We start from the raw sequence: 20,229 nt of genomic DNA, 5'->3' as shown, positions 1-20,229 counted from the left end.
TTATTCAAAGTAATAGGGCCTCGGACTCGCTCCTTCTTCGGCATAGCAGCTAAAGCAAAAGGATTCTATATTGTTGATCCTCGCTCCTGCATAGCAAATGTCGAGGTAGGTAAGGAACTCGTTTTTTATGTTGCTCTTATAAATAGTAATTGGAATCTCTGACAGTCGTCCTGCCTCAAATAACCCGTACACATTTATGTCTTCTTTCCCTTCCACGTACAGGTTGCCCTTGATAATTGCCGGTGGCGGATCGAAGATGCTGCCGTTCAGGTTTCTTTGCTGATCAATAGACTGATAGAAAAGAAAAGCATTCCGTGTAATGGCAATCTGACGAACAAGCATGGTAAGCCGGAAGCTGAATCTCTTATCAAGAGGTAGAAACGTAATGAGGTGATCTTTAATCGATTTACCTTCCGATTCCGTGGCATTGGTGATGTTCAGGAACTCGTCCGAGCCAGAGATAATATAGCAGTTGAGGCAATCACACCTTGGGTCTCTAAAGGGAGCTTCATTGATATGGGCGGTTTCGAAGTCGTATCTCAGAAAGGTGTTTGGAGACTGAAAAGTACCCGTATTGACTTTGAAATTAATTCCATTTCTTTTTATCGTCACGCCATTGTCGTTCACAAACTCAAAGGTGTGTGACTCCCAGTAGCCTCCTTCAAGTGCTACTGCGTCAGGCACCTCCTCCCAGTCTGACACAATTCTTGTCTCCTCATCAGTATCGATCACCAAACGATATTTGTCTCCCCTGGCAATCTGCAGAAACGCTAGTGGGGTGTACAGTCCCTCGCCCCTCGACTCAAATACTATTTCTATATCGTCGTTGTCTGATTGCAGAACGACCCTGGCATCGTCGAATGGCTCCGACTTCCCGTCTAGGTTGATCTTTGAAAGTACCACCTTCTGAAACCTTGCGTCGTCCAACAGGAGGGCCTCTACCACAAAGTTTTGCGTTGACCTTGGTATGTCGAGCTCAAACTGCTCTACGCATGCTGGCAAGAAGGCTGGCAGCAAAACGGCCAAATAAGGGGCGAGCCAATATCGTTTAACTGATCTCATTTAGAACCAGACTGGCCTGTTAAAAGTTGATCCAGCCTTTCTTTTGCAGTCAAAGCATTCTGGTTTTGACCGATCGGGGTTGCCAAAGCCATTTCTCTCCGTGCACACCTCTGTAAAAGTGTCTATTCTGAAGTCAGCATCGCCTTTCCTGACCGTCACCGAAGTTTCGGTCACTGCGTTCAGATCGAATACCCCATAAATCCTTCGGGCAGGGTTTTTCAAGTCTTTAAAGCTAGTTTCGAAGACGGCCGGAGGAGGATCAAAAATTGTTCCTTCAAGCTTTTTTTGTTGTTCTATTAGCCGATAGTATTCGTAGCTTTTTTCTGTTAAGGCGAATTGGATAATCCTAACTGTTTTCACCAGCGAATACTCTACATTGGATGGAATAAACAACACCTTAAAATCTTTCAACTGGCCGTCGCTGCCGCCCAGGATATCACCAGTCTTTATAAAGTCTTTACTCTTACCAAGAATAAAGCAACTATTGCAATCAGGGCAAAGAGTGCTTCTGAAAGGTGCTTCCATCTGGTAGCCATATTGGTAGTCATACCTCATATAGGTATTTTCGTTTACCGATGGCGCTGTTGTAACGAAATAATTAAAACCGTTAGTTTGGATGTCAAACCCCAAATCATTGACAGCTATCTGAGGTATAGCGTCAAAATAGCCATTTTCAATTCCGAGGGGCAAAGGAGCTGTTTGCCAATTCGATTCGATGGAAACAGAATCACCCATATCAATAAGTAGCCTGTACCTACTTCCTTCAACAATTGTTAGGGTTCCGCTGGGGTGATATTTACCTGCTCCCAATTCTGAAAACTCTGATTTTCTGCCGGTCTCGTGTTCCAGTAGAACCCTGGCCCCACTAATCATGCGAGCACTGTCGTTAGGGTAATGTAACTTAAGTACTATTTCCTGAAATTCTGGTGAATTCGAAATCATTCCCTCCACAACAATTGTCTGATTTGTAGCGCTAGCCAGGTCGATTGAAAAAGGCTCAATGCAGCTGGTCAGACTGACAGCTGCAATGACGAAACAGTATGTGGCTATTTTTTTGATCATTTTATTAGAACCAGGCTGGCCTTTCATTCGTAGCACCTTCTTTCACACGGCAGTCGGCGCACTGCGGATTGGTGTATAAGTTATACGGAGTACATATTTCATCAAATGTGCGCACTGCAAAAGGCGCACTATTGCCATTGGTACTTACCGAAGCTTCATCAACGCTGTTAACTTCAAAGAAGCCGTAGATGGCTCGTTCAGGGTTCCTTACGTCTTTTAGGTTGGTTTTCGCTATAGCCGGAGGCGGATCGAATATGGTGCCTTTCAGGTTTTTTTGTTGCTCAATGGTAGCGTAATACTCGTACGTGTCTTCGTTAATGGAGTGTTGAAATATCCGGAGGGTTTTTTTGATGGAATACTCGTAGGAGGAGTTGATGAATGCAATCTGATAGTTTGAAAGTCTCTTTCTGCTGCCATTCTCCACAAATGCGGTTTTTATGAAGTCCTTTGCATTGCTGACAATGTAACAGCCAGTGCAATCCCAACAAAGGGAGCTCCGCATTGGCGACTCCATAATGTAGGCCGACTGGTAGGAATAACGGACAAAAGTGCTCGTAGCATTGGTATACTCAGAGGTGACGTAGTAGGAAAAGCCGTAATAGGGTATTAAGTAGCCATTGTCGTTAAGAGATTGCTCAATGGTGGGCGACACATATGCCGTCTCTATTTTGAGCGGTGGCGGAACACTTTGCCAGTTTGATACTATTTGCATGGAATCTCCAAGGTCAACGAGCAATCGGTACTTCTCTTCATTGGTGATTTCAATGGGAGTGGTGGGATAATAGGTGCCTGCAGAGGCTTCGGAAAAAGAAAACTTTATGCCGTTCGAATTTTCAACCTTTACTATCGCTCCTTCTAATTCAATAAACCCGAGAGGGTCGTTTGGTGTTTGACGAAGCTTTACTGATTGCAACTCGGGGTGGTTAGAGAGAATTGCCTCAACAATTACCTGGTTGGAAACACGCTCAATGTCAAGAGAAAATGGTTCGATGCATCCGGCAAGCAGCACGAGCGTGAATAAAGGGCCATATGATAGTTTCCTGATAATCATAAGATCAAAAGTAGTGGGGCCTGACTTTGGTGGCGCCTTCCCTTGCCCGGCAGTCGAAACAGTCGGCTCCAGGGTCTGAAACCAAACAATTTTCATAAAATGAGGGTATCAGAAAGTCAATGTCAGATTTCGTTATCATGGCAGAGGCTTCGCTGTATTTTCCCACCTCAAAAAAGCCATAAACTGTTTCGGTGGGCCTGAGGTTGTTGCTGACATTTCCCCTTAGGACTGCCGGTGGCGGATCAAAAATGCTGCCCCGTGCTTCATTGAGTTGATTGATGGATTTGTAGTACTCGTAGGCAGCTTTTGTAATGGTAAGCTGCTGGACCAACACGCTGAATCTGATCCCAAACCGTTCGTCGAACTCAATAAACTCAATTGACTTGCCGGAAAGAACTTTCCCCTTGCTGTTCAACACTTCTGCCAGTACAATAAAGTTCTCTGTTTCTTCCTGAATGTAGCAGTAGTGACACTCGCTACAGAGGTCTGATGCCATGGGTGCATCATAGGCGTAGGTGTCTTCATAAGTCCAGCGCAAGTAGGTGTTTTCCGAAGCAACTGGCTTTGTTGCTACAAAAATTTCAATTCCTTTCGAAGTCGTCTCAATCCCTCTGTTGTTAACGACGGATCGGTATTTCGCCTCAATGAAAGCGGTATCAATCTCCGATGGCTCAGGAACTTTTTCCCAGGTTGAAACGGCTCTGATCGAATCTCCGATAGCAATCTCCAGTTGGAATTCGTCCCCGGCCGCCACCTCAATGCTGCCAGAAAGGGGGACGTATGATCCGTCGTAGGTGACGACCAGCGGCCAGGAGTCTCCGGCTTTATTTGAAATGCTGACTATAGCATTGTAGATGAGCTCCCGAGGCCCATCCTGGTGTTGGAAATACAACCTGGTTCGTTGATAGTCGGGATGATCCAGCAACATACTTTCTACAATAAGGATATTGTCTTGTTTGGGTACGTCAACTTCATATGGTTCAACACAGCTAACACATGTCAATAGCAGCGCAAATGCGCAGAACAGATTCGAGGTAATTCTTTTGCGAACTCCTCCTGGTGCTATTTGTAATCGCTGTATTGGGTTGCTGAACCGCATCTGCTCTACAAAAATTTAAGATTGAAGGTGACTGAAGGGAATGGTATCCCGAGCACGGCAAGCTTGTAGGGAGTTACAGGCGGGTCGGAGTTCCGTTGGCTAAAAAAGACTGAATAGGCATTTTTGCGGCCGTAGACATTGTATAGCGAAAAAGTCCATGAGGTTTCCACCTTGGCTTTCCGCTTGTTGGTGCCGTCAACCGAAAATGCTATATCGAGCCGGTGATAGTCTGGCACCCTGAACTGGTTTCGCTCCGAAAATTGAGCGACCACAATCCCATTGAATACATATTTATCAATTGGGTAGGAGGTAGGGCGCCCTGTGCTGTAGGTGAAATTGCCCGAAAACCTCCAGAGTCGTGACAGCTTATAAGTGGAGACAATATTCAGCGTATGAGGTTTGTCAAAGTCGGCAGCATATTCTTTGCCCCTGTTGATCTTTTGTTCCTCCAGCTCTCCGTTTATCGTTCTCAGACTTCTGGAGTAGGTATAGCTAACCCATCCGGTAAGTAATCCAGCATCCTTTTGAACGAGAAATTCGGCGCCATAAGACCGGCCAAAACCCTGAAGCAATTCTGTTTCAATATTGTCTTTTAGGAAAAGGTCAGCATTGTTCTTGTACTCGGTCACATTCTGCACTTCCTTATAAAACAGCTCAACCGATGTTTGCAGCTTATTCTTTGTGAAGTTCCTGAAATAGCCAATGCCGTACTGGTCGCCGATAACAGGCTTGAAATGGGTGCCGCTGGTGGTCCAGATATCGAAAGGCGTGACGGCGGCAGTGTTTGAAACAATATTAATGTACTGCCTCATCCGGTTGTACCCAATCTTGATCGACTGCTCTTCGGCTATTTTGATGCTGGCAGAGCCCCGTGGCTCAAAACCTGAGTAAGTATTGATTACATCACCTTTGGCATAGCTGGTAGAGTCTATGATGGCGTCGTCATCCCTGGCCAGCGCCGGATCATAGGAATAGATTTTCAATGGGCCTTTTTGATCGAAGGTTGTATACCGGCTGCCTGCCGACAAGGTAAGCCATGAAGCAGGCTTCCACTCGAGAGATCCGTATACTGCCTTTTCTCTTCCGTTCATGTCCTGAAGACTGCGGGCTGCTTCCAGTGAAGAGATGGTAGTAGGCTCCAATTCGCCCCGTTCAATATTATACTTACCGGCCAACACCCCCACTTCTGCCTGAAAGCCGTTTCCGGGATCGTAGGTGAGGTCTGCTTTTACATCTTTATAATGAATACCGCTTTGCATGATGTATTCACGCAATGTTTCGGTGTTCTCCACTTCAAAATCATAGTCGCTGGAGGCACCATTTACTTTGAGATAAATGTTTTGAGGAAAGGAGTGTGTCCATGAAACTGAGTAGATGTTGTTCTGATAGCTGTAAATAGCGTCCTGAGCAAATGAAAATCTATCGCCGCTCATATAGCCGGAGAGCCTTACCTTGTCTTTGTCGGTGACAAATGCGTCGATGGTGCCCTGAAAATCGATGTACCTGGCTCCGCTTTCCCGAAGTTCAATACTTCTTGTTCGCTTCAAAATCCAGTCGGCGCTGGCCACCCGAACGCCGAGGGCAAGCGACGCTTTGTTTTTTATCAGTGGCCCTTCTGCAAAGGCTTTGCTGGTGATAGGCCCTAATCCCACGTTGCCGTTCCACCGTTTCTTGTCGCCTTCTTTGAGTCGGATGTCCAGCACTGAGCTTATCCGGCCACCGTATTTGGCAGGAACCCCGCCCCGGTAGAGTGTAAGGTTATCCACCATTTCTGAGTTGATGAGAGAGAAGAAACCCAGCATGTGCGATGGGTAAAACACAGGGGCTCCATCCATGAGGATGAGGTTTTGGTCAAAATTTCCTCCTCTCACATTAAAACCGGAAGAACCCTCTCCCACGGAACTTACCCCGGGTAGAAATGTCAGGCTTTTTATCACATCGGCCTCCCCGAGGAATGAAGGTAATCGCCTGATGGAGGCCACATCTATCGAATTAATGCCCATTTTCGCATCTGTCACATTGTTCTCAAACGCTCGCTCCCGGATAGTAATCTCCTCAAGCTCGTAAGTGGTGTCAAATAGTTCGGTGCTTAGCTGCCCATCGCCAACAATTGCCACGGGCTTTCTTTCCTCGATGTATCCTACCGTTGTAATGAGCAGGTCGTACAAGCCAACAGGCACCTGAAAGGAGTACTCGCCTTTTTCGTTGGTGCTGGTCGATCTATTGGTGCCTACAAGCATCACATTCGCCCCGACAAGCGGGTCACCACTATTTGCGTCAAGGATACGCCCCCGAATAGTGGCATTCCTTTGGGTTCCGAAAGATTTTAGGTCGCCTATGATGGTGACTCCCTCCGGAATTTTTAATTGAGAACCATAGTCTTCCGAGCTGGAAGCGAACCTTCTGGCAGTTGAGTCGGGCAGTAATACAACCAGCTTTTTTCGATAGGTGATGTAGGAAAGGTTAAGGGGGTAGAGGAACGCACCTAACGCCTGATCCCTTGGAAGAGAAGTGTCAGGGACAGTTACCTTGGAAGCGTCAACCCATTCATCCCGATAGTATATGTCGATGCCAAATGCCTTTTCCAGTTGTCCTATTTTTGTTTTCCATTCAGAAACATCCTGAGCGTTTCCATCATAGTTAAACAAGACCAACAGGAGGAGGTAGCAGTAGTTTTTTTTCATAGGCATTGTTTGGTATCACAAGCTACAACAGGCTTTCTAATAGAAACCACTATAGCATTTCAGGTTGGAATTGGTTTATTTTACCTGAATTACATATTCTTCTTCCGGCGACAGATAACCAAATGGCTGTAACTGTATTCCTTCAATTTTCAAAAAAGCTTCGAAATTTGAAACCTCATTTTCATCAACGGCAATAAGCAATCCGCCGCTTGTCTGCGGATCTGCCAGAATGGATCGCTGATAGTCGGAAATATCACCGATTTTGTGACCATAACTTTCCCAGTTTCTAACGGTGCCTCCGGGAATACTTTTCTGATTGAGATAATCGTCAAGGAAATCAAATTTTGGCACCTTGTCGAAGTCGATGGTGGCTGATACGCCGCTACTTTCGCATACCTCAGCCAAATGCCCCAGCAGTCCGAAGCCGGTTACGTCTGTCACTGCCGACACGTAGGGGAGGGTTCCGAGCTTCGCTCCCAGCTTATTCAATGTGAGCATGCTCTTTTTAGCGACAGCCAGGTGCTCCTCAGTCACAATGCCCCTTTTTTGGGCTGTGGTGATGATGCCAATGCCCAGGGGCTTGGTGAGGTACAGGTACGATCCTGCCGTGGCCGTTGAATTTTTCTTAATATTGGTTACCGGTATGGTACCTGTTACAGCCAGTCCAAAAATGGGTTCTGGTGCGTCAATACTGTGGCCGCCAGCCAAAGGAATGCCTGCCTCTTCGCAAGCCTTGCGGCTTCCGTTCAGCACCTGATTGGCCACCTCAGGTGTCAGTTTGTCGATGGGCCAGCCCAGTATGGCAATGGCCATGATGGGAGTGCCTCCCATAGCGTAGACATCGCTAATGGCGTTTACAGAAGCAATGCCTCCAAAGTCGAATGGGTCGTCCACGATGGGCATAAAGAAGTCGGTGGTACTGATGATGGCGGTGCCATTTCCTAAATCATACACAGCGGCATCGTCGTTGGTATGGTTGCCCACCAGCAGAGAAGGAAAGAATGTTTTGTCAGTTGATTTGCTCAGGATGGTTTCCAGCACCTTGGGTGATATTTTGCAACCACACCCTGCGCCGTGGCTGTATTGGGTAAGCTTTATTGGTTCAGACATATTGAGTTTTCGTTTTTTCTATAACTAGTTCAGCCCATTTGGCAAAGTCTTCATGATCGGCTTCTATTTCCAGCAACAAGTCATTTTTGTGTCGAATCAAGGCGTTTTTGTAAGCCCTGTCGTAGTAGACGAGCAGCACGTCAGCCACACCCGCAAAGTCGCCCGATCTAAGCAGCTCCAGCGCACTTTTGGCGTGCTGTCCTCCCAGTTTCTTTTCGAGTACGGTGATTTTTTCGTCCAGAACCGTCTGCGGGAAGCTGGCATATTCGGATACCAGGCGTTTGATCCTGATATTCCTGTCCATATTAAAATGCACACGGGAGCTTTTGCCCATTTGCCGCCAGAAGGCTTCAGGGATCATCACTTTGCCAATGCCTATTGATTCGTCTTCAAGCCAGACGGGTTGCGAAAAATCAAAGTCCTTGATGGCCCAGAAAAGCTCGTTTTGGAAATGCTCCGAGGAAGGCTGCGCCTCCTGGCCCAACTCCCCGAAAACCGATCCCTTGTGATGAGCCAGGCCTTCCAAATCAACCACCTGCTGACCAGTGGTCGCCAGGGCTTTGATTAAATCCGTTTTGCCGGAGCCAGTAGGGCCCGTAATGACCATGAGCTCCATTTTATCGCCAAATTTATCCAGCACATGATTCCTGAACCGTTTGTAGCCGCCTTTGAGTGTAACCACCGGCAAGCCATACGTTTGCAGCAGCCACGCTACACCGCCCGACCTCATGCCTCCCCGCCAGCAATGCACCAAAATATGGTCTTTGAAGGTGAGCTGCTCTGCAAATTCAACCATTGGCCGCATTTTGGGGCCCACTATTTCCAGCCCACGTTTCACGGCGATGTCCTTACCTTGCTGCTTGTAGAGCGTGCCAATTTCAGCCCGTTCGTCATCCTCAAAGAGTGGCAGGTTCACCGCCCCTGGGATTCTACCGTAAGCGTACTCCGATGGTGACCTCACGTCTACCACCGGGTTTTGCCTGCTAAGCTCCAGAAACTCTTCAATATCAACGCTTTTGACCATTTTTTCTTGGGCTCTACTGTCGGCTGTTCCTATTCAATCCAAAAATTAGCGATTATTAACCTACTTTCATGAAACTTATCCGTTAAATAACAGTAGGTAAGCAAAGGGGCATTCCACACGACGGTATTTGTCGGTTGGGGTGGCTGTTGATGCAACTTTTTTTTGGCTATATTGTCTATTGATTATTGATAACGAAAATTCTAAGTAATGAGTATTACTAATCTTCTCTGGTTCCTCGTCCCCGTTCTTGTGTTACAAATCGTGATGTTCTTTGTGATTAGGCAGAGGAAAAAGAAGATGAAGAAAAACGATGTCCTCGCCAAATATGGCATATCGAATCGCAGCGACCTGTTCCGCATGCTGCAAAACCCCCACTTAACGGATGAGGACAGAAACAAGCTGCAAAACATTTACGAGAGCAGGGTATTGGGCTAATGTCGGCTGTCTAACCAATCTCCGGGAATAACTGGCGCTTTGGAAACTATTGGGCTTGGTTTATGTTATTTGGAAGTGCAGTAGTATAAGTAGCAAACCATATCAAAAAAGGAGATCACATTGGAAAAGGCAACGTTCGGTTCTGGGTGCTTTTGGTGCACCGAAGCAATCTTTCAAAATATTAAAGGCGTAATAAAAGTAGAGTCGGGCTACTCCGGCGGCAAGGAGAAGAATCCAAGCTACAGAGAGGTGTGTGGCGGAAGAACAGGCCATGCCGAGGTGGTGCAGATTACCTTTGATCCAAAATTAGTTTCATTCGACGAGCTGTTGGAAATTTTTTGGAATACACATGATCCCACCACACTTAATCGTCAGGGCAATGATGTGGGGCCTCAATACAGGTCAGTCGTATACTACCACAATCAGGAACAAATGGAACTCGCTGTCAGGTACAAAGAGCAACTAGACAAGAGCGGTGTTTTCGCTTCGCCAATAGTTACGGAAATAAGTCCGTACAGTGAATTCTACGTGGCGGAGGACTATCATCAGCACTATTTTGAGCTCAATGGATCCCAACCTTATTGTTCATTTGTTATTCGCCCGAAAGTAGAGAAACTCAAAAAGAAGTATGGGGATAAACTTAAGTTGAGCCAGGCCTGAGCTATCGGCTGGGATACTTGATTTTAGGGCTTAAAATTCATCAAACAGTTGATTTTATTGCACGAGGTAATACCTTGCGGCTTCGTAGCTTTCGCTTGGGTGTTAGCGTGTAAAAAAGAGACTATCTATGAATTTTAAGCCCTTCGTTCTTATCATCATTTTGCTCGGGTTTTCTTGTAGCCCCGGAAAGCCGGGCAAGGAATATCAGCAAGCTTTTGAGGCTCATGAGGAATTGCTGGCCACCGAAGCCGAAACAAGGTCTATTTTTGATTCGATGGAGCAAATTCTGGCCAGAGATACGACGCTGGCTGTTTTTTCAGAGGAATTGAAAGCACTGAGTGCAAAACTGGAAGCCTGGGAGGAGAAGGTGGTGGCCGTTGGAGAAGCAGCAGACCATAAAGATCATTACCACCCGCACAATCATATCAAAATTGAAACGCTCACAGAAAATGAACTTTCCGAGCTGCAAAAGAACCTAAAAGATGAGTTGGATGCAATAACCAGTGAAGTTTCGACACTGGTTGAGAAGATGATGGATAGGTAGGCAGCTATTTGACTTTTGAAACCTTAGTCAGGTAAATTTGTGATTTCTATCCAATCGGAACCCCAGTAAATTGTGCTGTCGGTGCCGAGCCCCTTCAGTCGCACATTAAATCTTCCATTTCTGGGGTATTTCAGCGTAGGAGCTGGCGTATGGGTAGTGGCCTCAATTCCGTTTTCGTTATTGTAACCAAGATACCAGGTAAATTCATGCATACCGCTTGAGTAGTTGTTGAAACGCACACTGCCTGGACTAATGCCACTGACCCTTAATCTGAAGACCAGATTCGGCATGCCGTCGGCAAACGTCTGAGGTTGCCAGTCGGGTGCTGGTGCCTCAAGCGGATCGAGGCAGGAGGAGACGAGAACCATGAGTACGGCTAACGTGAATCGGGTCATCGGATCTGAGGTATTTGTTACTCAATATACACACTCCTCAGAAGAAAGGGAATAGAGCGCTCTCGATAATCGACGTTTTTGTCGGCCAGCTAGCCAACGGCAAGAAGGCTTTTACAAAGAATTAAGAAAGCTGATCATGTTGTCCCGGTCTTGTTTGGAGAGCGCTTTCACATAGTTTTTTGACGCTTCTTCCTCCAAAGGAGTATGGCGAGCATTGAAATTGATTGCCATGGAAAAACGCAAGAGAAGGCAGGATACGTTTTCGTCACCTGACAAAGTCTTTTCGTCAAAATGATTTGAAGTATGTAACCACAACCAATTTTTTTACAGAAAAAACTCATGGAACGACGACACGACATTGACTGGCTAAGGATCATAGCCATACTGCTGGTGCTCTATTTTCACACCGCCATGCTTTTTGCTGCTGAATCCGGCTGGCATATCAAAAATGCAGAGCAAAGCAACCTCTGGCTGGAGTTCAATTTCTGGCTTTCAAGGTTTCGGATGCCGCTACTGTTCTTTGTTTCTGGCTACGGCACATTTCTGGCGCTGAGGAAAAGAAGCCCGTGGCAGTATGTGAAGGAGAGAAATAACCGACTGATGGTTCCGTTGTTGTTTGCCATGTTTGTGGTAGTACCACCTCAGATCTATTTCGAGAGGCAGTTCAATGGTGCCAACTACACATCATTCTTTTCTTTCTACCCGAAGGTTTTGGAGTTTATCCCTTACCCGGCAGGCAATTTTTCCTGGCATCACATGTGGTTTGTGCTGTACTTGTTTGTTTACTCAGTGGTCTGTCTGCCGCTGTTTCTTTACATCAGGTCGGAGAAGGGTAAAGCACTGGCCATCAGGCTGGTTGGTTCCATGGGCAATTTCAAAATTGCCCTGATCATGCTGCCAACCATCCTCATTGGTGGCTTTTGGGCCTTTTGGAATCCCGATACCCACGACTTAGTCAACGACCTGCCGTGGCATTTTTACTGGTGCTCTTTCTTTGTGGCAGGCTACCTTGTGGGAGCCGTTCCCAGCCTATGGGACACCGTGGAGCTTCATCGCCGAAAGCTGCTCGGTTTGGCCATTCTCTGCATCACTGTTATCAATTTTTTCCGATGGAACAAACTTGAGCCGTGGGACATAGAAGGCATCAACCCTGCATGGGAATACCTGGCAACTTGTATCCTTGCGGTAGATGCCTGGCTATGGCTGCTGGCGGCATCGGGCTACGCCAAGCGATATTTGAACAAGCATCACCCCATCATTGACTACGCCAACCGGGCTATCTATCCATTCTACATCCTGCACCAAACAGTGATCATCGCCATTGGCTACTATGTGATTCAGGTGCAGGAGTCCATCCTGGCGAAGTACCTGTTTGTCAGCACGCTGTCTCTCATAGGCTCGCTGGTCATTTATGAATACCTGATCCGACCCTTCCGCATCGCAAGGTTTTTGTTTGGGGTAAAGGAATTGAAAGTGGAGAAAACAAAAGCCTAAACCTGACTTCAAAACGGTAGTTGCTTATATTGATGCTTCGATGGAGAAAGAACCTTTGAACGACAAAAAGAGCAAGATGACACGCATACAGCCGCTCATTTTCGGGTTGGTTGTATATGTATCCATCCGCCTGATCGACAACCCAAATCAGGGCGGATTCCCTAGCAGCAGGCCGCTGAACATATATCTACTGGAGTTGCTTATGGCTATTTCTGTGGGGTATATTTTCGAATGGTGCTTTGTTCTTTTGGAGAGAAGATTTAACAAAAACTTCCAGCCTTCATCGAAGGCAATTGTCAGAGAGATGGTGATCTCATACCTGGTTTTTGCGGCTGCCGTTAATTCGACCGTCACGATATTCGTCGCCTTTACTGACGATGGGCTCTCTCTGCGGGACTTTGTTCAGATCAATATCATCCCCATCCTGTATCTGCTGCTCATATTTACGATCAGGCGAGGCCGATACTACCTCAGAAGCCTGATGCAGCAGGCGCAGAGGCTGGAGCAGATAGAAAAAGACAGCGTGGAAACGGAGCTTGCCCTACTTAAGAGTCAGTACCATCCGCACTTCCTTTTCAATAGCCTGAACACTATTTACTTTCAAATGGACGAAAGTGTGGGCGATGCGAAGAAAACAGTGGAAAAACTGGCGGAGCTCCTTCGTTACCAGCTTTATGAGGAAAAAGATAAAAAGGCCACCCTGGCAAAGGAACTTGACCATATCAATGCTTTCATCGATCTACAGAAGGTGAGGCATGGGTCTAACCTGCAGGTAGACATCAACCTCGATGCGGGCATTGTAAACAAAAAAGTGTACCCATTGCTGTTCATTCCCTTGGTCGAGAATGCCTTTAAGTATGTGGGTGGTAAAAAATTAATCAGCCTGAAGATGTCTGATGTCGGCAACGATGGGATAGAATTTTGTATTACCAACACTACGGAGCCCATAGCGTTGCATAGTGTGCTGATAGAAGAGCCAGGAAGGGGCGGACTAGGGCTTTCCAATCTGAAAAGGCGGCTTGAATTGCTTTACCCCGGCAAACATACGCTGAAGACTGAGCAAGGTGAAGAGGTTTTTACCGCAAAGCTTAAATTGACACTGGATGAAGATTAAGTGCATCATAACCGATGATGAGCCTTTCGCAGTGAAAGGGATAAAAAGCTATGTGGAAAAAGTGGACTACCTGGAGCTGATTGGCACCTGTGAAAATGCTTTGCAGCTCGATGCCATGCTGAAATCGGAAACGCCAGATTTACTGTTTCTGGACATTGAGATGCCCCATATCACGGGCCTCGACTACCTCGCTTCACTCAAAAACCCACCGCTGGTGATCATTACTTCGGCCTATGAAAAGTACGCCTTAAAGGGCTATGAGCTCAGCGTGATCGACTACCTGCTGAAGCCCATCTCATTGGATCGGTTTCTAAAGGCGGTGCAGAAGGCCTTTGATTACCTGCAAGCCAGTACACAAAACGACGCAAAAGCCGATTATTTCTTCATAAAGACTGGCCAGAAAATTGAACGAATCAGGCTTGCGGAATTGGTGTATGTAGAAAGCATGCAGAACTATGTGAAGGTGCACACACTGACAGAAACCCATATTGCGCATTTGACGCTGAAAAAGGTAATGGAGCTGCTGCCGTCGAATCAGTTTGTTCAAACGCACAAATCGTATGTATTGAATATTGATAAGGTGAAGTCTATCGAAGGAAATGAGATTGCCACTGAAAAGGGAATCGTGCCTATCAGTAAACTTTGGAGAGAGGCCGTGCTGGAGAAGATCTTGCAGCACAAGCTTTGGAGCAGGGAGTAGCGTCGGCTATTGCTGAAGCTTTTTTAGGATTTTGCTTCCACGGCTCTTAAAGCCTGATGAGCCATAAGGCATTTGGTCTTCGATGATGATCCTCAGCTCATTCTTAAGCTCAGGCAGCTTTTGGCACAGGTTGGCCAGCACGGTCATGCCAAACACTTTTACCGCTATCGGTTCTTTCTTAGACTGAAGCAGCTCGAAGCAGTACTGCACAGTTTTGTCCCAATGCTCTTCCGGAACGTCGATAAACTGCACAGTACGGAGGATATTCCTTTTCAGTGAATCATGTACGTTTTCATCCAGTAGGTCTATCATTTTGCCCAAATAGGGGAGGATCAGGTGGGGGTGGAGGTCGCAGCATTTGCCCAGCAGGTGAGCCGAAAAATGGGTGATTCGATATGGCCCGCTAAAGAAGACGTCCATCACTTCCGCAAATTTCTCCTCGTCGGCACCTATTTCCTGTGCCAGCCTTTCTATGTTCTGCTTTGACCGGTCTGCCATCAGCCGGCTTTTCAAGTCACTTTCCATCGAGCTATTTGTTGCTGATGATAAAACTAATGGGTGGGGAGCCAATTATCAACAATGTTGGTGACAGAGGAAGGCGCTGCTGACAACGTCTTGCGCAACAGGCAGGCATGCTAACCAGCAAGTGTTTTTTTGCTTGTGTCTTCACAAGCTGCCTGCTTCCGGATGTGTCTTCACACCGGAAAATTGTGCCCCCACACAAGAAACCCCTGAAAACAAAAAAGCCTTAGATTTCTCTAAGGCAATCCACTGTGACGGGCCTCGAATCGCACCGGCGAACCGCCGCCACCTTCTGCGTGACAGGCAGGCATGCTAACCAGCAAGTGTTTTTGCTTGTGTCTTCACAAGCTCCCTGCTCCCGGTTGTGTCTCCACACCGGAAAATTGTGTCTTCACACCGGAACTCCCCGAAAACAAAAAAGCCTTAGATTTCTCTAAGGCAGTCTTTTGAGACTGGACTCGAATCGCACCGGCGAACCGCCGCCACCTTCTGCGTGACAGGCATGCATGCTAACCAGCAAGTGTTTTTGCTTGTGTCTTCACAAGCTCCCTGCTCCCGGTTGTGTCTCCACACCGGCAAATTGTGTCTTCACACCGGAACTCCCCGAAAACAAAAAAGCCTTAGATTTCTCTAAGGCAGTCTGTTGTGACGTGACTCGAATCGCACCGGCGAACCGCCGCCACCTTCTGCTTGACAAGCAGGCATGCTAACCAGCTGAACTACCACTGTTTTTGCTTGTGTCTTCACAGCTTCCCGTTTCCGGTTGTGTCCTCACACCGGAAAATTGTGTCTCCGCACCAGAACTCCCCGAAAACAAAAAAGCCTTAGATTTCTCTAAGGCGGTCTGTTGTGACGTGACTCGAATCGCACCGGCGAACCGCCGCCACCTTCTGCGTGACAAGCAGGCATGCTAACCAGCTGAACTACCACTGTTTTTGCTTGTGTCTTCACAGCTTCCCTTTTCCGGTTGTGTCCTCACACCGGAAAATTGTGTCTCCACACCAGAACTCCTTGAAAACAAAAAAGCCTTAGATTTCTCTAAGGCTCCTTGCGGAATGGACGGGACTCGAACCCGCGACCTCCTGCGTGACAGGCAGGCATTCTAACCAGCTGAACTACCACTCCTTTCGTTGTGTCTCGACTACCGTTTGTAAATCGAGATGCAAAAGTATGCGTTTGTTCCGCTTTTGCAAAAGGGAAAACCAAAATTTTGATAATATTTTTCCAAGCGAACAGGTGGCATTCCTGGTAAGTGTGGCAATTACTTGTTATTCAAAATGTTACACTGAGTCAATTTTTTTACCGACGAGTGCAAACAAATAGCCAATAATCAAGTTAATATTTAATGTAGCTACATTTAATGTAGCTATTTCATTAGCTTTGTATCTCAAACCAATTACAACTATGAACTTGACAAGCACAAAAACATTATTTGCGTCATTGATCGCAGCGGGTTTCCTTACTGCCTGTGGTGGTGGAAACGCAACAACCGAATCATCGGCAGAAACCGCTGCTACAGAAGAAGTAGCCGCTATGACTTACACTGTAGACCCCACCAGCTCTGTAGTAGCCTGGAAGGGCGAAGTGGCTGGCGTGTATGGCCACAACGGCGTGATTGAGGTAGCCAACGGATCAGTAATAGCAGAGGGCACTCAACTCACTGGTGGTGATATCACCATCGATATGACTTCTATCGTTCCTTTAGATTCTGCTTCTTTCAAAGACGAAGAGGGTAGAAGAGCAAGCGACCTTGTTGGTCACTTGTCAACAGGCGATTTCTTCCTTGTTGAAGAATTCCCTACAGCTACTTTCACCATCAAATCTCAGGAGGGCAGCAAAGTGACTGGCGACCTTACCATCAGAGGCAAGACAAAAGAGGAAACAATGGAGCTTTCTTCAATGGAAGTAACCGACGGCGGACTATCTGCTGAAGGCGTATTGGTATTTAACAGACAAGATTATGATGTGAAGTGGGTTCACTTCATGAAAGACATGGTATTGGCTGACAACATCGAAATCAAAGTAAGCATCAAAGCTGCGAAGTCTTAAGCTACAGATTGCTTCAAAAAGCAGAAAAGCCATTCCGGGAGGGGTGGCTTTTTTCGTTGAAAACGCCGGGGTGAAGACAATTAAACTGACAAAAGTAAACTTTATCATGGGCTTGTCGTATATTACAGACAAATGTCAATTATATACGACTCATGCAAAGAATATATCTCGGCGAATTTGAAGAGCTGGTGCTGCTCACAGTAGGGGTGCTGTACGACGATGCCTACGCAGTGGCCATTACCAAGGAGGTTGAAAAGCAGTCAGACCGCTCGGTCAATGTGAGTGCTGTACACAAATCGCTGTACCGCCTCGAAAAGAAAGGCATGCTCGACTCCCGGCTGGGCGACCCTGAATCAAAAAGAGGGGGAAAGCGGAAACGCCTGTTCAACATCACACCCTATGGAAAGAAAGCCCTTGATGAATCAATGGACCTTCGGATGTCTCTGAGAAAGCAGATCCCCGAACTGGCTTTTAAATGGCAAACCAACTGATATGGAAAAGAAACCTACCATTCCCCGCCTGCCACACGCTTTTTTCAAATGGTACTGCCAGCCTGGTATGTACGAAGAAATGCACGGCGACCTTGAGGAGTTTTTCTATGAAAGGGTGGCAGAAAAGGGCCTTTTTACAGCCAAATTACTTTACCTGTGGGACGTTTTGCGCTGCTTCCAGCCCTATGCATGGCGAAGACCAACAGCTCCGACCAATGCTGGCATTATCATGTTTCGCAACTATTTCAAAATCTCGTTGCGCAGCCTGATGAAAAATCCCCTGAACTCCTCCATCAACGTGTTCGGGTTATCCGTCGCCATTGGCATTGCTGTGTTTGTTTATGCCTTTGCCAGCTGGACCTTTAGCACTGATCAATTTCACGAGCACAAAAACGAGGTTTTCCTTGTCACCTTTCTGGCCGACAGAGACGGCACGCCGCAGGAATACGGCACCACGCCACGACCACTGGGTGCCATGCTGCGGGAAGATTTTTCGCACATTGAGAAAGTTTGCCGGGTAGAAGACAGGCCGGTAGTTGTCAAATATGGTGATCGGGTATACCACGAAAGGGTGCGTTATGCCGACCCTGAGTTTCTCGACATGTTTACTTTCCCGCTTAAGCAAGGCAGTAAGGCGTCGCTGGCTGACCTGAATAGCATTGTGCTGAGTGAAAACATGGCAGAGAAGTACTTTGGCACCGAAGACCCATTGGGCAAAGAGGTGCTGGTGAAGTTTGATAAGGACAATGGCAAACTCTTCAAGGTGGCAGGAGTAGCGGCCAAATTCCCAGCTTCCCGCACTATCAGTTTTGACTTTCTGGTCAACTTCGACAACCTCCGAACGTCGCCAGCCTACAATGTCCACGACTGGAGCAGCACGGTGGCCGCCACCTTTGTTCAGGTTGACGACCCTTTCAATATTTCATCTATCGAGCCTGCTATGGACAAATACATGGCGATGCAAAACAGTGCCGTGCAGCCCGATTGGGCAATTACCTCCTTCGCCTTTCGGCCCCTGGTCACGCTGCACGAAACGTCGGAGTATATCAAAGATGGCATTTCAAGAAGCTCGAAAGATAACTATATGTCGATTGTGTTCATGGCCATTGTGGCGGTGCTGATGCTGGCCCTCGCCTGCCTTAACTATATCAATATTGCGATTGTGTCAGCCGCCAAACGGTTGAAAGAGATTGGTATCAGGAAAACGATTGGTGCAACCCGGCGCACAGTAGCCGTTCAGTTTCTGGCTGAAAATGTATTGATTACCTTTTTCGCCATGTTGCTGGGCGTTGGCCTGGCGATGGGCTTTTTCATCCGGGGTTTTGAACAAATGTGGGGTTTCGATATGGACTTTCGTTTCAGCGACACGTCTCTCTGGGTTTTTCTGTCGGCCACGCTGCTGTTCACCAGCCTGGTGTCGGGTATTTATCCAGCTCTGTACATTTCCCGTTTCCAGGTGGTGAGCATCATCAAGGGGTCGGTGAAGTTTGGCAAAAAGAATACCCTCACCAGGGTTTTCCTGGGCTTACAGCTTGTGTTTGCCTGCGTGTTCATCACCAGCGCTGTTACTTTCACCCAAAACAGTGCCTGGCTAGGTGCCAGAAGCTGGGGCTATAGCCAGCACGAAGCGCTTTATACCGGCTTGCCCGATGCGCAGGCGTTTACCCAGCTACGGGATGCCCTCAGCAGTCATCCGGACATTGTCTCTATCTCTGGATCATTTCATCACCTGGGTCGCAGCGAGCAAACAGCTGTGCTGCACTTCCCCGACAGACAATATGAGGCCATGGAGCTAAAGGTGGATGCCCGCTATTTTGAAACCTTGGGTTTGCAGCTGGTAGAGGGCAGAGCCTTCCGGGAAAATGCTGCGAACGACAAGCAGGCCGTGGTACTCAACGCTACCCTGGCGGCCAGTATAGCGCCAGGCGTACCGACCAGCGAGGTGCTTGGGCAGGTCTTCGATATCGACAGTACACGGTATGAGGTGGTGGGCGTGGTGGCCGATTTCCACGCCTACGACCTTTCCAACAAGGTCGAACCCGCCTTTTTCAGTCTGGCCGACAAAAACAACTACCGTTACCTCACCATGAAAACGAAGCATGGCACCGAAAAGGAAGTTTACGAGGCATTGCAGGGGCAGTGGGCGACCTTGTTTCCTGAAACCCCGTTTATGGGCGGCTACCAGGAAGACGTGTGGGGCCTTTACTACGAAGTGATTGACATCCACGCCATCGTGTGGCAGGTGGTGGCTACCATGGCCATTTTGCTTGCAGGCCTGGGCCTTTATGGGCTCATTAGCCTCAATGTGGTGGGAAGAATCAGGGAGTTCAGCATCAGGAAGGTGCTGGGTGCCGGGCTGAGCAGCATTGCCACTAATATCACCCGTCGTTATGCCGCACTTTTTGCCATAGCCCTGGGGCTGGGAGCCCCGCTGAGCTACCAGGCGATGAACCTATTGTTCGATGCAGCCTATACCTACCATATGCCTATTGGGTTTTCCGGTGTGGCGGTGGCGGTGTTTGTGCTCATTGGCGTGCTGCTGCTCACCGTGGCCATTCAGGTGGCTCGCCTGCGCAAGTTCAACCCTGTGAATGGGCTAAGGGTGGAATAAGTCGGCCGGAGTTTTATTGTTGAGCGCTAAAAGGTGTGTCTTGGAAAGAGCCAGGGTGCCTTCGGTATTCCATTTCCCGCACTGGCGACCAAAAGTGTCCCTAATGTATGCCCTCCAGATCG

18 protein-coding genes and 1 tRNA gene are annotated in these 20,229 nt (G+C 47.6%); 9 read left to right on the top strand and 10 right to left on the bottom strand.

The window, feature by feature from the left end; translation table 11 throughout:
* From RIG68_RS09930 to mnmH, 7 genes are all read right to left on the bottom strand, one after another.
* Window positions 1-1,062 carry a DUF4249 domain-containing protein gene (locus tag RIG68_RS09930; RefSeq protein WP_350121733.1) on the bottom strand — a complete coding sequence of 354 codons (1,062 nt, stop codon included), beginning with the start codon at window positions 1,060-1,062 and terminating at the stop codon, window positions 1-3.
* On the bottom strand, window positions 1,063-2,124 hold the full coding sequence (locus RIG68_RS09925) for a DUF4249 domain-containing protein (protein WP_350121731.1): 1,062 nt from the start codon (window positions 2,122-2,124) through the stop codon (window positions 1,063-1,065).
* A gap of 4 nt (window positions 2,125-2,128) precedes the next feature.
* On the bottom strand, window positions 2,129-3,271 hold the full coding sequence (locus tag RIG68_RS09920) for a DUF4249 domain-containing protein (RefSeq protein ID WP_350121729.1): 1,143 nt from the start codon (window positions 3,269-3,271) through the stop codon (window positions 2,129-2,131).
* A complete protein-coding gene (locus RIG68_RS09915) occupies window positions 3,180-4,274 on the bottom strand; it encodes a DUF4249 domain-containing protein (RefSeq protein WP_350121727.1) in 1,095 nt (364 codons plus the stop codon). The genes RIG68_RS09920 and RIG68_RS09915 overlap by 92 nt, the downstream gene beginning before the upstream one ends.
* A gap of 5 nt (window positions 4,275-4,279) precedes the next feature.
* Complete coding sequence (locus tag RIG68_RS09910; RefSeq protein WP_350121725.1) at window positions 4,280-6,958, bottom strand: TonB-dependent receptor; 2,679 nt, start codon at window positions 6,956-6,958, stop codon at window positions 4,280-4,282.
* Between the two features lie 75 nt (window positions 6,959-7,033).
* Entirely contained in the window at window positions 7,034-8,068 is a 1,035-nt protein-coding gene (gene selD / locus RIG68_RS09905) for a selenide, water dikinase SelD (protein WP_350121723.1), read from the bottom strand.
* On the bottom strand, window positions 8,061-9,092 hold the full coding sequence (gene mnmH, locus RIG68_RS09900; protein ID WP_350121721.1) for a tRNA 2-selenouridine(34) synthase MnmH: 1,032 nt from the start codon (window positions 9,090-9,092) through the stop codon (window positions 8,061-8,063). Before mnmH ends, selD begins: the two co-directional genes overlap by 8 nt.
* A gap of 207 nt (window positions 9,093-9,299) precedes the next feature.
* On the opposite strand from mnmH, the gene RIG68_RS09895 reads away from it, so the two are divergent.
* From RIG68_RS09895 to RIG68_RS09885, 3 genes are all read left to right on the top strand, one after another.
* Window positions 9,300-9,527: a hypothetical protein gene (locus tag RIG68_RS09895; protein ID WP_151996778.1), complete on the top strand. Its 228-nt coding sequence runs from the start codon at window positions 9,300-9,302 to the stop codon at window positions 9,525-9,527.
* 120 nt (window positions 9,528-9,647) lie between these two features.
* Complete coding sequence (msrA, locus tag RIG68_RS09890; RefSeq protein WP_350121720.1) at window positions 9,648-10,187, top strand: peptide-methionine (S)-S-oxide reductase MsrA; 540 nt, start codon at window positions 9,648-9,650, stop codon at window positions 10,185-10,187.
* A gap of 127 nt (window positions 10,188-10,314) precedes the next feature.
* Window positions 10,315-10,731 carry a hypothetical protein gene (locus RIG68_RS09885; RefSeq protein ID WP_350121718.1) on the top strand — a complete coding sequence of 139 codons (417 nt, stop codon included), beginning with the start codon at window positions 10,315-10,317 and terminating at the stop codon, window positions 10,729-10,731.
* A gap of 23 nt (window positions 10,732-10,754) precedes the next feature.
* On the opposite strand, the gene RIG68_RS09880 is transcribed toward RIG68_RS09885, so the two are convergent.
* The gene (locus RIG68_RS09880) at window positions 10,755-11,126 is read right to left on the bottom strand and encodes a hypothetical protein (protein WP_350121716.1); all 372 of its coding nucleotides are present in this window, start codon (window positions 11,124-11,126) and stop codon (window positions 10,755-10,757) included.
* Window positions 11,127-11,465: 339 nt separating this feature from the next.
* Between RIG68_RS09880 and RIG68_RS09875 the strand changes: the two genes are divergently transcribed.
* The 3 genes from RIG68_RS09875 to RIG68_RS09865 all read left to right on the top strand — a co-directional run bounded on the left by RIG68_RS09875 (window position 11,466) and on the right by RIG68_RS09865 (window position 14,434).
* Window positions 11,466-12,620 (top strand): acyltransferase family protein, encoded by a 1,155-nt coding sequence (locus RIG68_RS09875; RefSeq protein WP_350121714.1) that lies wholly within the window; start codon window positions 11,466-11,468, stop codon window positions 12,618-12,620.
* Window positions 12,621-12,696: 76 nt separating this feature from the next.
* The gene (locus RIG68_RS09870) at window positions 12,697-13,734 is read left to right on the top strand and encodes a sensor histidine kinase (protein ID WP_350121712.1); all 1,038 of its coding nucleotides are present in this window, start codon (window positions 12,697-12,699) and stop codon (window positions 13,732-13,734) included.
* Window positions 13,724-14,434, top strand: a complete 711-nt coding sequence (locus tag RIG68_RS09865; protein WP_350121710.1) for a LytR/AlgR family response regulator transcription factor — start codon at window positions 13,724-13,726, stop codon at window positions 14,432-14,434. Before RIG68_RS09870 ends, RIG68_RS09865 begins: the two co-directional genes overlap by 11 nt.
* A 6-nt stretch (window positions 14,435-14,440) precedes the next feature.
* Here RIG68_RS09865 and RIG68_RS09860 read toward each other — a convergent pair whose 3' ends face one another.
* A complete protein-coding gene (locus tag RIG68_RS09860; protein ID WP_350121708.1) occupies window positions 14,441-14,959 on the bottom strand; it encodes a HEAT-like fold family protein in 519 nt (172 codons plus the stop codon).
* A gap of 1,048 nt (window positions 14,960-16,007) precedes the next feature.
* Window positions 16,008-16,081 (bottom strand) — tRNA-Asp (locus RIG68_RS09855).
* Window positions 16,082-16,360: 279 nt separating this feature from the next.
* On the opposite strand from RIG68_RS09855, the gene RIG68_RS09850 reads away from it, so the two are divergent.
* From RIG68_RS09850 to RIG68_RS09840, 3 genes are all read left to right on the top strand, one after another.
* Window positions 16,361-17,005, top strand: a complete 645-nt coding sequence (locus RIG68_RS09850) for a YceI family protein (RefSeq protein WP_350121706.1) — start codon at window positions 16,361-16,363, stop codon at window positions 17,003-17,005.
* Between the two features lie 152 nt (window positions 17,006-17,157).
* Window positions 17,158-17,496, top strand: coding sequence for a PadR family transcriptional regulator (locus tag RIG68_RS09845; RefSeq protein WP_350121704.1), 339 nt, complete (start codon window positions 17,158-17,160; stop codon window positions 17,494-17,496).
* 1 nt (window position 17,497) lies between these two features.
* On the top strand, window positions 17,498-20,107 hold the full coding sequence (locus tag RIG68_RS09840) for an ABC transporter permease (RefSeq protein WP_350121702.1): 2,610 nt from the start codon (window positions 17,498-17,500) through the stop codon (window positions 20,105-20,107).
* The last annotated feature ends 122 nt before the right edge of the window (window positions 20,108-20,229 follow it).

The organism is Imperialibacter sp., assembly GCF_040222385.1.
In the GTDB taxonomy this organism is placed as follows: Bacteria; Bacteroidota; Bacteroidia; order Cytophagales; family Cyclobacteriaceae; genus Imperialibacter.
The sequence above is the reverse complement of the archived record's forward strand: the minus strand, read 5'-3'. Positions and strand labels throughout refer to the sequence as shown.

Excerpts from the sequence above, each read along its gene's own strand:
- RIG68_RS09915 (WP_350121727.1), bottom strand. The coding sequence starts at position 4,274 with ATGCGGTTCAGCAACCCAATACAGCGATTACAAATAGCACCAGGAGGA.
- RIG68_RS09895 (WP_151996778.1), top strand. The coding sequence starts at position 9,300 with ATGAGTATTACTAATCTTCTCTGGTTCCTCGTCCCCGTTCTTGTGTTA.
- RIG68_RS09845 (WP_350121704.1), top strand. The coding sequence starts at position 17,158 with ATGCAAAGAATATATCTCGGCGAATTTGAAGAGCTGGTGCTGCTCACA.
- RIG68_RS09875 (WP_350121714.1), top strand. The coding sequence starts at position 11,466 with ATGGAACGACGACACGACATTGACTGGCTAAGGATCATAGCCATACTG.
- RIG68_RS09865 (WP_350121710.1), top strand. The coding sequence starts at position 13,724 with ATGAAGATTAAGTGCATCATAACCGATGATGAGCCTTTCGCAGTGAAA.
- RIG68_RS09885 (WP_350121718.1), top strand. The coding sequence starts at position 10,315 with ATGAATTTTAAGCCCTTCGTTCTTATCATCATTTTGCTCGGGTTTTCT.
- RIG68_RS09870 (WP_350121712.1), top strand. The coding sequence starts at position 12,697 with ATGACACGCATACAGCCGCTCATTTTCGGGTTGGTTGTATATGTATCC.
- RIG68_RS09910 (WP_350121725.1), bottom strand. The coding sequence starts at position 6,958 with ATGAAAAAAAACTACTGCTACCTCCTCCTGTTGGTCTTGTTTAACTAT.
- selD (WP_350121723.1), bottom strand. The coding sequence starts at position 8,068 with ATGTCTGAACCAATAAAGCTTACCCAATACAGCCACGGCGCAGGGTGT.
- RIG68_RS09850 (WP_350121706.1), top strand. The coding sequence starts at position 16,361 with ATGAACTTGACAAGCACAAAAACATTATTTGCGTCATTGATCGCAGCG.
- RIG68_RS09920 (WP_350121729.1), bottom strand. The coding sequence starts at position 3,271 with ATGAAAATTGTTTGGTTTCAGACCCTGGAGCCGACTGTTTCGACTGCC.
- RIG68_RS09860 (WP_350121708.1), bottom strand. The coding sequence starts at position 14,959 with ATGGAAAGTGACTTGAAAAGCCGGCTGATGGCAGACCGGTCAAAGCAG.
- RIG68_RS09925 (WP_350121731.1), bottom strand. The coding sequence starts at position 2,124 with ATGATCAAAAAAATAGCCACATACTGTTTCGTCATTGCAGCTGTCAGT.
- RIG68_RS09840 (WP_350121702.1), top strand. The coding sequence starts at position 17,498 with ATGGAAAAGAAACCTACCATTCCCCGCCTGCCACACGCTTTTTTCAAA.
- mnmH (WP_350121721.1), bottom strand. The coding sequence starts at position 9,092 with ATGGTCAAAAGCGTTGATATTGAAGAGTTTCTGGAGCTTAGCAGGCAA.
- RIG68_RS09930 (WP_350121733.1), bottom strand. The coding sequence starts at position 1,062 with ATGAGATCAGTTAAACGATATTGGCTCGCCCCTTATTTGGCCGTTTTG.
- RIG68_RS09880 (WP_350121716.1), bottom strand. The coding sequence starts at position 11,126 with ATGACCCGATTCACGTTAGCCGTACTCATGGTTCTCGTCTCCTCCTGC.